Source organism: Brevibacillus sp. Leaf182 (assembly GCF_001423865.2).
Taxonomy (GTDB): Bacteria; Bacillota; Bacilli; order Brevibacillales; family Brevibacillaceae; genus Brevibacillus; species Brevibacillus brevis_C.
In genome coordinates, this window is record NZ_LMPN02000012.1 from 4,385 (window position 1) to 15,785 (window position 11,401).

An 11,401-nucleotide genomic window follows, 5' to 3' on the forward strand; every position below is an offset into this window, starting at 1 on the left:
AGACGAAGCTTTTCAACGTTATTGTTCCAGGTTAGCCAGAACTCCAGATGCTTGAATTTCATCTCCCTTACCTCCAATAAAAAAGACGCCCTACATTTTTGTAGAGCGCCTTCCTATTTACTTGAATTTAATTGCGGTACCGTAGGCTATTTGTAGAGAAGCCTCGTATTGATATCTAAAACAAATTATGGCGTCTGCGCCTTTTTCCTTCGCTTTTTCAGCCAATGCCTTTGTGGTAACCTCTGGATCGACTTTTAATTTGAAAGTCGTCGCTGTCACTAATCCAATGAGGTCATATGGTCTATCAATAGAATCTGTCGTGGTGATAAGCATGTCCAGTTCCTGTTCAGTCTCTTTTTTTCCGCCAAAGATGCCCATTAAGGTTTCCTCCCCATCAAAAAGTACGAGAATATTTTACCTTTTATTCAAGCACAACGGTACCTGTTCCAGATAAAACGTGTTTTACTTTCTCTGCAAGCATAATTGCAATTCGCTCACATAGGTTCTCTAACTCATCCTCAGTGTTCTCGATTGTTGATTGCAAGGTCAATTGAATCGTGGGATGAAAGTCAATATATAGGGGAGCTGGCTGCTCATTTGGACTTGTGTATCGTGTCTGACTTCCACTTGTTATAGAAGGTGTATAACTTGGAACCTGACTAAAAGTGCTATCCAGCGCTGCAGTTAATGAATCACTTGAGGCTTCAACACCTATTGCCATAGTCTCAGGAATAGCCATTCCACTATCTGTAAGGCGAGAAAAAGGACCCAGCTCAGCATCAGAATGTGGTAAGAATTGATCAGCCCATTCTAGTGCACTGGCAATAGCATTTGCTACTTCGTCCTTAACAGATAAGATCCCGTCAACGATTGTCAGTATGATTTTTTTGCCGCTATCAAACAAGCCACTTATCCACCCATCAAACCAGCCGTCGATCGTAGTAAAGGCGTTGAAAAAAGTTTCCTTGATTGTCTCCCATGCCCCCGACCAGTCACCTGTGAGGAACTGGATAAATGCTGTGAACAGCCCTTTCCAGAATTCAAATTGCATTTTGAAATATGCTGTAATTCCATCCCACACTGCTAATCCCGCATTTTTAACCCATTCCCACCCTGCAACTATATACGCACTGACCATATCCCAGTTGTCATAAAGCCACCAACCGACGGCAATTAAGGCTATGACTGCTGCAATTATGAGAAGAATAGGCCATAGTGCAGTTAGCGAAGAAAGACTGAATCCCATCATAGCTACCTGGGCGGTTCTCAATCCAATCGTTATTGGCCCCCACAAACTAGCAAGTAATACTAGTGGACCCACTACCATAGCAAGTGCAGCAACAACCATCAGGAATGATACAGCTACCTTCGTGATAAACGGATGCTCTTTTGTAAAAGTCCCAATCCCTTTAGCAATCTTTGCAAGAAGTCCAACAATTGGTTTAGCCACTTCTAATACGGAGTCACCTATCGGATCAATTGCCAACTTCATTTCGTTTGCCATCGCTTGCCATTCATTCGAAACTTGGCCAACTATTTCAGTTGTTTTTCCTGCAAAATCTTCAAGTGGACCAGCATTAAGCATGGACATTAAAGCATCCCGTCCAACATCTTCATACTGAGTTCCAAAGACGTTTCCCAAGACGTCATCTTGTAGCTTTTGATCCTTGATAGAAGCTATTCCTGCGGTGATCGTCATGATCGCATTTTCTGCCTCTTTTCCCCCAGCTTTGATTTGATCGAGCATTTTGAACAGTTTATCCTCACCGAAAATACCTTCAAGAGCGCCCAAGGCTTTCTCATCCAGCGCTTTGTTCAATCGAATACCGAACGACTCTTTGAACGCATCTCCCAGCTTGTCAAAATTAAATGCCTTTTCAGCTCCTGCAACGAACATCCCCATCATTTTTTCAGCACTGATACCTGCCTCCGCGAATTGTGGTGAGTATTCCCAGATTGTATCGAGTAAATCATCTGCCTTGTCACCCACTCGTTGGTAAGCTGCCGTTATCATGTCCAATCCTTTAATTGGGTCAGTAGCCCATTGCCCCTGCATCATATCCAACGCTTTTGCAATGCTTGCTTGATCAAGATTACCGAAAGAAGCCTTTTCAAGTGCGAGAGCACCTTCAGCCACTTTCCCGATCTGTTCGTCTGTACCTTCTAAAAGTTGGCGAAGCCTTCCATACGATTCAGCAGCTTCCAATGGCGTTTCTACCAGACCTGATGCGAAAACCCCTTTGGAGCTTTCTGACAAGCTCGACATTTCAGCGTCAGTAGCACCTACATTCGCCTGTAAAATGCCAAGAGCCTGATCCATGTCGTGCGCTGCCATAGCAGCCGTAGACAATCCGGCTGTAACGACCGCGCCTCCTGCTGTTGCCAGCCCGCCAATTTCCTCAAGGTGTCCTGCTACGGCATCTACATGTTCAAGTGATGCTGCTGCTTCATCACCAGCTTTTGCAGCTTCACGGAGGGCTCTTTCCAGCCTTGAAGCCCCTTTACCATCAATGGCACTGGCTTCTTGATCTACATCAGAAAGTTCCCGGGATAGTCTTGTTGCTTGCTGGTAAGTGTCATCCAAGGCACGTTCCATTTCCCTGATCGCGCCGTCATCCATGTTTTCAATAGCATCTTCCACATCACTTGCAGCATCTTCCACATCATCGAAAGCATCTAGGGTTTTGCCGAGCAAACGCAGGAGAGAGGTAAGTTGCCGACTTATCTTGTCTTCAAAGGCAAGAGTTGTTGTCGCTGCCATTGGTTATCTCCTCCTCCCCTTTACCCGCCGACCCTTTTGTCGTTCTAGTTTCTTTGCCTGCTCTGCTTTACGCTCCATTTCCATCGCTGTGGAAACCAAGACGAACTGTTTTTCGCGTTCTGGTAGGCATAGAATTTCTGACGGTAGCCTTTCTTTCTCTTGCCAGATATAAGAAAAGAGAGCCAACTCAGGACTCTCTTTTATGAGTTTTTTACCTCTTCCTCAGCCTCCTCATCATCCGAGAAATCGCTGATCTTAGAGATTGCCTCATGAAGTGCATCAATTTCATTCGGGCTGAAAATGCAAGGGACTACATCGACAGCAGCAATCTTACCGAACTTCGCAAGCACTTGTTGAGAATCGATGCGAAAATCTGTACGATCCGTATCGATACCTGCAATGATGATCTCTGCTTTCAAACGCAAGTCATCAAACTCCACTTTCCGTTCTGCTTTACTCTTCTTACCGGATACAGAGACCTTCAACGCTGCCTTTCTTGCTTTGAAATACACTTCACCGGAAACCGATCGGATCGGCAACTTGACGCCTTTCTTTTTCCAATCCCATACGTCCTTTACGACTTCTTCCGTATTCATGCTTAAAAAATCTTCCATCGTCAAAAACTGACTCATTTGATGTTCCTCCTTGGAATAGCCCTGATTTTTTTAAATAAACTCGTAGTCGTCAACTGTACCTTCGAGGGATGTATCTTCATCTAGTTCACCGTGGCTCCATTTTGCTAATGACAGTGAATCGGGGCAAAAACCAGTCACAGCGACGCGATACTTACCAGCAATTTTGTCGTCGAGTTCCCCAATGAAATTCACTTTCTTTTCAGGGTTTGCTGCAATTTCCATGATGAGTTGCTGGATATCCGATGTACGTTCAAATGTAGCAGTCATGCTAACAGATGATGCCAGCACACGATGTCTTTTCCGAAGCATCCCAGCCCTCTTACTTTCTCCCTTCTCAAATTCCTCAGTGAGCTCGAAGCCAATACACTCGGGGAGTTCCCTTCCATTCTGGTCGTAAAAATGCCCATGGGTACCGGAATACGTTTCTTTCATGCTGTATCACCTCACTTCGATTTGTTGTAGATATAAATTTTTTCGAGCGCATCTTGATGGCGGAAGCCAGCAATGAAATGGCCTGCATTACGAGCAGGCGTGTAAATCGGGTCCTCCCCGTGATATTCCGGGTCTTCGATAAACTCATAATCATTCGCGATCACTTCCAGTGTGGCAAGGGGTCTGAAAACCTCTTGCTTCATCATCTGGCAAAAGGCAGCGCGGCGGGCAGGACTGTTGCTGTTTGGCTGCTGACGAATCCACTCCTTTCCTGCTTCCTCTTCTGCATGGAGAATGGTCTGGAAGGTGTCAGCCACCCGAATCTTGCCGTAATCTTTTGACTGATCAGGCCCCGGAATAGTCAAGGTATTTACAGGTTCCTGAATGATAACCTGCTGATTGTCCATGTTCAGCATGAGCACACCAGCTTGCACCATTTCAATTAAGTCCGTATCCGGGTCCCACTCATGTGTTAAGGATTCGAACGGGGTAATGTACAATGCCATCGTGTAATTAAGCGGCAGGGAAGCCATCAGGGATGCAATGTAAATTGCCACTTTTGAACTCGCATAGGTGTTGCCTTTCCAACGTGCTCCACTTCCTACATTGACAATAGCCATGTGGTTCACATCGGTAGATGCTTTCATGATGGTTTGCTTGTTTTTATCCCTTGTTTCATCGCCGCCGAAAACAAACTTGATGTAATTACCTAGCGCATTTTGCTGTTTAGTCCAGTCTTCTGCTGCCGCATTTAGGGCATGATCAGCAATTCCAAGGGTAAATACACCGTACTTGCCTTTCTGAGTCGCAAGCGCATTTTGATATGCCGTGTATTTTATTGCCTCCACACTGGTTCCACTGTTACCTCCAGTCAGGTTTACACCTGCTGTGGCTTCGGGAAGCGTATCAGCTATCTTTTTCAAGACAACAAACTCGCTATCACTGAAAGCCTGAACCAGCGCATCCACCGTCTTCGCTGCCCGACTGTCCACCAGCTCCGCTCCCCGATAGATCAGCAACTCTGTTTTTGTAGCATCCAACAAGCTTGGCTGCACGACGACTTTCAAATTGTTGCCAGCCTCGCCTTTGAACTTGGCTTCCACAAGTAATACATCAGTTGCATTACTCTTCAAAGTCACACTTGCGACAGCCGCACTATCCCCCGCCACGCGGTACAGCAAGACCTCTGTTGGATAAGGGTTAGCTGCCCAAATCAGATTAAATGCTTCTGTGACTCCGAAGATTTTCTCTGCGGAAACCTTGGATCGGACTGTTACAAATTCCCCGATTGGGCCCCAATCCGCGACGATTGGTAATGCAAGCTTTCCACGATTGCCGATTGTTGTTTGCTCTTTGATGAATGACTTCAAAAAAGAGTAGACACCGGATAAGACCTTGTTTTCTCCCAACTGATATTGTCCGGCCATTTACTTCACCTTCCTTTCCTTGAATTTCTTCACGAATTCCTCTGCCTGATCAACTGTCATCTCGTCTGGGGCATCAAAAAAGGTAGCAATTGCTTCGGTTCGGTTTAACCCGAACTTCTGCTCTGCTACCTGCAATATTTGTTCTTTTTTATAAGCTGGTTTATCCTGCTCCTGTTTGCGAGCCATAACGTTTGTCTCCTTTCCTAAGCGATTCATCGTAGCGTCTATGAATAACTTCTAACGGGTCGTAAACCACCGGAGTATAAAGGATATAAACGGTGTACTTCAATTCAAACGATCGGTCTAAGTTATCTGGCTTGCTCATGGTCAAACGACACTCTCGCAGATATCCCACTTGCTTCTTGTCCGGGCTGTAGAGTGGAAGAATCCAGCTCCGATCCGCAAGGTCTTGCCTGACAGCCAAAGATAACCTCGTAAGTTGCTCTATATCCTTTGCCATCAGAACAAAGTTCATTGTCCCTTTCTCTCGGTAGGCATCAGCACGCCGTGGTTCCGGAATACGAAATGGCTCTTCAACAAACCACATGGGCCGTTTAAAGTCCTTAGGTACAGAAAGATTCTCTGTTTGGATTCCTGTCAAAGAAAATAGCCAGTGTCGTACAGACAGCACATCATCACCCATCTGGAAACAGCCTCCTTGCTAAATCATCTAGCTCTTCTTTTACCAACTCGTCCATGATTGACTCAACCTCTGCTGTCGATCTCGCAAGATAGTGAACACCAGGCACGCGCTTCCCTTTCAAGATCATGCCGTCTGGATGATCAGGGACATAAATGAATTTTTCTCGATCCCAGTACCCCGGCACAAATTGCCCTTTCCTCTGAGTGAACCCTTCTTCCACGTAACGCGCATATGACAGGTTGGTGCCTACCGTGATTTCAGCTCGAAGCCCACTTAGGACCAAATCAAATACATTTTCCTTGTGACCAATAACCAGAGAGGCACGAAGAATCCCGTCCCGTACTGGAACCCTATCTTGAGCTCCCCGTAACACCTGCATACCAGCCATACGGGCAACACGATCCATAGAAACCTGTACTTCACGTTTGTTATGCTTTTTCAAACGTTTGTACATACGCTCCAGGTCTCTCTTATCTACCTTTGCCATTAGATTTCCGGTTCCTCTCCCGTGACAGTATCAATCATCGTAATCACTACTTCGTAATGATGTAAGCTTTCAGCGCCATAGACCGGATAAGGGAGACTCACTTTATACAGGTTGCCAGCAAATTCAGGTTGCTCAATCTTGAGCCGCATGCCTGCTTTCAAATCTGCATACAAAGTGTGCATGAGAAAGTCCTGAGGCGTCGCCTGTCGCCCTGTAAGCTGCTGAATGCGACCGGGGGAACCGGACGACACCCTGCAAGGCACATTCTGGGCCACACGGAGCCATTCTGACGACGTATTGCCACCCGTGAAGGGTTCAGGTTCCCCTCCGACATCGAGAAGGGTAAAAGAGTGGCAGAGAAGACGCTTGTATTCGGTTAGATCATCCACAGCTTCTGCCCCCTATTCTTGCTATATTTTTTGAGGATACCTTCGACTTTTGGATCATTGCTCACATAGGAAAACGTCTCCTGATAATCCCCTTGCTTGGTGCTGCTCAATCGTCGATCTTGGGCCATGTCTTTGACCACCATTGCAACGGCCAGTTTCAATTCAAGAGGGACAGGGTCAGGTACCGTCACCTGTCCCTCTACATAAACATTCGCCCGAAGAATGACTGGATCAAGTCGACTAGGCTCCCACGATGCAAATTCAGCATAAAAACTGATCAGCTCACTACTTGTCAGAATTGCCATCGGTGTTCACCGGTGTCTCTTCATCTGCCGCTGGGTCATCTTCCAGCTTGTATCCCAATGGTTCGTACACAACTTCAAATGCTTTCCGCGTCACTTTAATTTTTTTCTTTTCCTTGCCACCAGTGATTGTCAGCATATCATTTGGTTTTTTCATGAACGATTGCTCCTTTCAATAATTAAGGTGTTGGTACAAATCCGGTAGGACGCAGGACAGCAAATGCCCCTTCTTTGATTACAAGAAACGCAACTTGGAACGTAGCTTTCAATGCAACCATGTCTTGCTCAGCAAGAGAAAGAGGCTTCCCATCTGCTCCAGTAATGGAGTGGAGAGTCGCCTCACGTAAGATTTCATACTCGATATTTTTAAGAATGCCTGTCTTGGCCTTTTTGAAGTCACCAGCAATCAGGTCAGCTTTTGTTTTGTCCCAAGCACCATTTCTGCTGTACTCAATCGGCAGCGAATACAGTGAATCTTCAGCTACTCCTTCACGTACAGATGAAAGGTAAAGAGGATCACCTTGGCTATTTTTCAATCCACGCAAGGATGTCTTTAATCCGGTATGCCCAACAAACGCTCGTGGCTCTTGGTCATCGGCTTCAATCAGTGCCATGACGCTGTTTACATCATCGGCCAGATTCTGACCCGCGACAGAACCGCGAGTAAAGCTGTTCCCTATATTAATAGCTGCCCCCAAGATGTTAGAAGTAAACGGTGACTCTGTCCCCATGATCGTAGCTGCATCCAATTTAGTATGGAATGCTTCAACAATGTACGGCTTCAGTTCCTCAAACACATCGATTCGTGAGCGATCCAGTGCTTCCTTTGTCATTGGAATGATGACAGCCAGCTTCTTAGCGGTCAATGTAACTTGTGTCCAGGAAGCTGTCGAAGTTTTGATACGTTCTCCCTCCCCGACCCAGTAAGCTCCAGGCTTATCCAGAAATACTGGAATCTTTTTTGTTGCTGTTGTCATTGGTTCCAGTTCGGAAAGTTTCAAAATAGCCGAACCGCGGACTACATCCTTGATGATCTCTTGAGATGTCTCTTCCGGAATCAATCCGCTAAGGCTGCTGCTGAACGTTACTCCCTCATTGAATCTTTGCAAATCGAAATGAAGTGGTGCTTGCTTTACCAGTACCATGCTATTCATGAATGATTGCCCCCTTTTAGATGCGCTGCAATTTACGCAGGTCTGAGATATTTGGAATGGTAGACTTTTGATTGGCTGGTGGCTTTGCTCCAGGAGTAGTTCCCCGCGGTGTTTCATCTGCCTTCAACCACGGTTTAGAAGTGATCAACTCAGTAACATGCTTATCGATGTTTTTAACCTTGCCTGCATCCGTCACTTCCACCTTAGACAGATCAGCCAGACGAATCGCATCCGACAATTTATCTGGGTCAATCCCCTGCTTTATTGCCTCGAAAGTGAAGGCATTTTCAATCCGGAGGGATTGGATTGTACCATTTGCGTTCTTCAGGTCAGATTCCCGCTCTAACAGCTTTTGTTCAGCAGTTTTCTCAGCCTCTTGCTTTTGCTTATGGGAATCAACGATCCCCTTTAAGTCATCAGCCTTTTCAATGCCCAGCCCTTTCAAGAAGTCACTGACCGCTCCTTGTAGTGCGGAATCGTATTCCTCTTTTGAAGAAAAGGCTACCGCAGGCTTACTTTCCCCGCCCTTATCGCCGCCACCATTTTGTTGTGCGCCTCCGTCATTTGCTCCAGCAACTCCACCGGAACCACCGCCTCCATCGTTACCACCTTGCCCACCTTCCCCTCCGCCATCATTGAATCGTTGCAAACGGAATAACCATTGAGACTTTTTCACTTCGTTCCTTCTCCTTCCTGATTTTGAATTTCTAAAGACACATAATCCGGGTATTGCTGTGCTATTGCTTGAATCCCCAGCAACGCGGTTTGCATGATGGTAGAAACCCCAGCACATACAATGTCCTTTCCATGATCTGCATAATTGGCATGACCCACCGCATGTATTTTCATTTCACCATTGTCCAGATACGCTTGAATCTTGATCACATCGAACTCGCCTCCTTTCAGGCAATAAAAAAAACACCACGATTCCGTGATGCTACTCTGGCAGTCCCTTTTCCTTTGCCCACTCTTTATAGGTGCGTGCTGAAGTGTAGCCTCTCTCCTGATCAATCCGGTAAGAGCGCTCGCGTTCCAGCTTCTCCAAGACCTTCGATTTCATTACTGGCCGCCAGTACGATCGACAATTTGGATGATTTGGTATGCGTTCACCCTCACGCCCTGGATTGTCGGCTGTATCATAGTCAAGCGGATATCTCTTGCCGTCTAGCTTGCGGCACTCGGAAGAAGTCCGCTTGTCCAACGTGGCACAAAATTCCTTTTCACTCACAATATCTGAATTGGCTTGGTAAGCCATCGTTTGCCCTTGGGCAGCAGCCCGGTTTAGTTCTGTACGAGCAAGGCGTTGGGCGCTTGACCAACTCTCTGATGTTCTTTTCGTAATCTCCTTAGCTGTTCGGGTCACACCCCATCCCTGAGTTGCACCCTGAGTAATTACATCTTCCATGGCTGCCGCCAACAGGTCAGTACGCATGCGAATCCGTTTGGAAAAATGCCTGCCTTTCCATGGTCGCTCCAATGCAGCAAGTACCATCCCAATATTGATCTGCGGAAGCCGAACTTCTACTTGTGCATCCTGTTCAAGAAAATAGAGATGATGGAACAGGCTGAGCTTGTACTCTTCCGCCCATGTGATTCTTAGCTGCTGCTCTTCTTCCATGCGGAGGGTGTGCAAGATGGTTTTTATGCTTGTCATGATGAGGTCGAGACGTGCGGCGTTATAAATCAAAGACACTAACTCTTCCCCACTTTCAGCAAATCGGGCGTAGAGGTCAGTGATTTCTTGCACAATGCTTTTATTAGCTTTGGAGAACAGCTTTTTTAATTTAACTCCATGCTTTTCGATTCTCGCTTCCAATTCCTCTTGATAGCGTTCCTCTCTGCTCATGCAGCGTCACCGTCTGGACTGTTTTCATCGTCAGGGGGCGCGTCATCATAAATCGGCTCCTTGTTCTCCAATGCGTCGGGGTCGAGTATCCTCATTCTGCGTTCAGCCTCTTCGTCTTGTTCTTCAAGCAGTTTTTCACGAGATGCACGCGGATCATCAACAAACGGTAGCAGTGCCAGTCTTTCCTCATGGGACAACTGACCAACCAGTTTCGTCACGATCTCCACCATTTCCACCAGATTCACTGGCATGTTCTTGCTGAATTTTACATCGACAGCTTGATAATCCCACTGTTTTTTGTATTTCCGATTCAGCATCCCAGTAATAATTCGGATTCGGTTACGGAACCCCTTACCGTAATGGCGCATTTTCATACCAGCCTTAATATCTGCATGGTAAAAAATGATTTTCAGCGCGATTCCGGACGGAGCAGTCCCCACTTGGTCAGGGCGTAGGTGTGGTGTTCCTGTTTGATCCAGTAAGGATTCGATTAGTCGATTGATCGTGTTTTCTTCATGCTGGTCCTGCAAATCCCAAGTGATCGGCACCGCCTTACCACCGACGAGAATTTGCGATGTTGACCACATTTTTGCGAGATACTGCTTTTTCTTCTCTACATCGGTGATCAAATTCCCTTCCGAATCGTAAAGAATCAAGTCGTCTAGATCGAGGTCCTCAAACAGCACTTTCGGATTCTTGAAGTATTCCTGCACATCTACCTTACCAGTGACAGCCTTATTAATCGCGTCCATAAGATGCTTCAGGTCTGACAAATCGCCCATCCCCTCAACCATCCCATCATCGCGGTTTTGCTGATGCTTCCGCCGTCGATTGACATAGTGCGTCCATGGGACAACAGGCTTTTGTTGAACCTTACCATCCTGGTCCTTTATCTGAACCGTGATGTTGTGTAACGCCGGATTCTCTTCACGACCAGTGTCCAAAACGAGCGCTGAGCCTTCTTGTCGAAGATACGTGATCTTTTGTTCGTCGTATACTTCAACCAACATGGTCTTGGTGTTCTTAGTGGCATCCGTCAATGTGTAGTAGCGAATGACAGCAATAAGCTTCGCCTTAACGGTTGTGTCATACACAGCAATACATTCGTCAGCTTTGAACTCAGCAATGCATATCTGACCATCCTCGTCGAAGTAGTAGTATTCGAAAACCTCTCCGTCAATTGAACCGTCTTCGATAATGTCATAAGACAAGCTCTCTTCATCATTAGCCATCAGGACAGCTTGCAGCTTTTTAACATACTTTTCCACGTCTGTTCCTTCTTCATTGGCAGAATAGCGAATAGGGTTACTGGCAATGTATGACGT

General features: G+C 46.3%; 16 protein-coding genes. All 16 read right to left on the reverse strand.

What is annotated here, in order from left to right; translation table 11 throughout:
• Positions 1-117 precede the first annotated feature (117 nt).
• Positions 118-378 (reverse strand): selenium-binding protein, encoded by a 261-nt coding sequence (locus tag ASG16_RS01930; protein ID WP_056495873.1) that lies wholly within the window; start codon positions 376-378, stop codon positions 118-120.
• 43 nt (positions 379-421) lie between these two features.
• Entirely contained in the window at positions 422-2,761 is a 2,340-nt protein-coding gene (locus ASG16_RS01935; RefSeq protein ID WP_111914344.1) for a phage tail tape measure protein, read from the reverse strand.
• Positions 2,762-2,961: 200 nt separating this feature from the next.
• Positions 2,962-3,393: a phage tail assembly chaperone gene (locus ASG16_RS01945; protein ID WP_111914346.1), complete on the reverse strand. Its 432-nt coding sequence runs from the start codon at positions 3,391-3,393 to the stop codon at positions 2,962-2,964.
• 33 nt (positions 3,394-3,426) lie between these two features.
• Positions 3,427-3,828: a phage tail tube protein gene (locus ASG16_RS01950; RefSeq protein WP_056495870.1), complete on the reverse strand. Its 402-nt coding sequence runs from the start codon at positions 3,826-3,828 to the stop codon at positions 3,427-3,429.
• A gap of 11 nt (positions 3,829-3,839) precedes the next feature.
• A complete protein-coding gene (locus ASG16_RS01955) occupies positions 3,840-5,255 on the reverse strand; it encodes a phage tail sheath N-terminal beta-sandwich domain-containing protein (protein ID WP_056495867.1) in 1,416 nt (471 codons plus the stop codon).
• On the reverse strand, positions 5,256-5,441 hold the full coding sequence (locus ASG16_RS01960) for a YqzN/YkzM domain-containing protein (RefSeq protein WP_056495864.1): 186 nt from the start codon (positions 5,439-5,441) through the stop codon (positions 5,256-5,258). It abuts the gene before it with no gap.
• Positions 5,416-5,898 carry a hypothetical protein gene (locus ASG16_RS01965; protein ID WP_111914348.1) on the reverse strand — a complete coding sequence of 161 codons (483 nt, stop codon included), beginning with the start codon at positions 5,896-5,898 and terminating at the stop codon, positions 5,416-5,418. The genes ASG16_RS01960 and ASG16_RS01965 overlap by 26 nt, the downstream gene beginning before the upstream one ends.
• Complete coding sequence (locus tag ASG16_RS01970; protein WP_106656881.1) at positions 5,891-6,385, reverse strand: HK97 gp10 family phage protein; 495 nt, start codon at positions 6,383-6,385, stop codon at positions 5,891-5,893. The genes ASG16_RS01965 and ASG16_RS01970 overlap by 8 nt, the downstream gene beginning before the upstream one ends.
• Complete coding sequence (locus tag ASG16_RS01975; protein WP_056495861.1) at positions 6,385-6,774, reverse strand: hypothetical protein; 390 nt, start codon at positions 6,772-6,774, stop codon at positions 6,385-6,387. The genes ASG16_RS01970 and ASG16_RS01975 overlap by 1 nt, the downstream gene beginning before the upstream one ends.
• On the reverse strand, positions 6,762-7,079 hold the full coding sequence (locus tag ASG16_RS01980; protein WP_056495858.1) for a hypothetical protein: 318 nt from the start codon (positions 7,077-7,079) through the stop codon (positions 6,762-6,764). The genes ASG16_RS01975 and ASG16_RS01980 overlap by 13 nt, the downstream gene beginning before the upstream one ends.
• Positions 7,060-7,233 (reverse strand): hypothetical protein, encoded by a 174-nt coding sequence (locus ASG16_RS30810; RefSeq protein WP_198674178.1) that lies wholly within the window; start codon positions 7,231-7,233, stop codon positions 7,060-7,062. Before ASG16_RS30810 ends, ASG16_RS01980 begins: the two co-directional genes overlap by 20 nt.
• Positions 7,234-7,255: 22 nt before the next feature.
• Positions 7,256-8,230, reverse strand: coding sequence for a phage major capsid protein (locus ASG16_RS01985; protein WP_111914350.1), 975 nt, complete (start codon positions 8,228-8,230; stop codon positions 7,256-7,258).
• 16 nt (positions 8,231-8,246) lie between these two features.
• Positions 8,247-8,906 (reverse strand): hypothetical protein, encoded by a 660-nt coding sequence (locus tag ASG16_RS01990; protein ID WP_111914352.1) that lies wholly within the window; start codon positions 8,904-8,906, stop codon positions 8,247-8,249.
• A complete protein-coding gene (locus ASG16_RS01995; protein WP_056495855.1) occupies positions 8,903-9,115 on the reverse strand; it encodes a ribosomal-processing cysteine protease Prp in 213 nt (70 codons plus the stop codon). Before ASG16_RS01995 ends, ASG16_RS01990 begins: the two co-directional genes overlap by 4 nt.
• 52 nt (positions 9,116-9,167) lie before the next feature.
• Positions 9,168-10,076 (reverse strand): minor capsid protein, encoded by a 909-nt coding sequence (locus ASG16_RS02000; RefSeq protein ID WP_111914354.1) that lies wholly within the window; start codon positions 10,074-10,076, stop codon positions 9,168-9,170.
• Positions 10,073-11,401, reverse strand: a 1,329-nt coding sequence (locus tag ASG16_RS02005) for a phage portal protein (RefSeq protein ID WP_111914358.1), incomplete at its 5' end; no start/stop codon positions are given. The genes ASG16_RS02005 and ASG16_RS02000, both read right to left, overlap by 4 nt.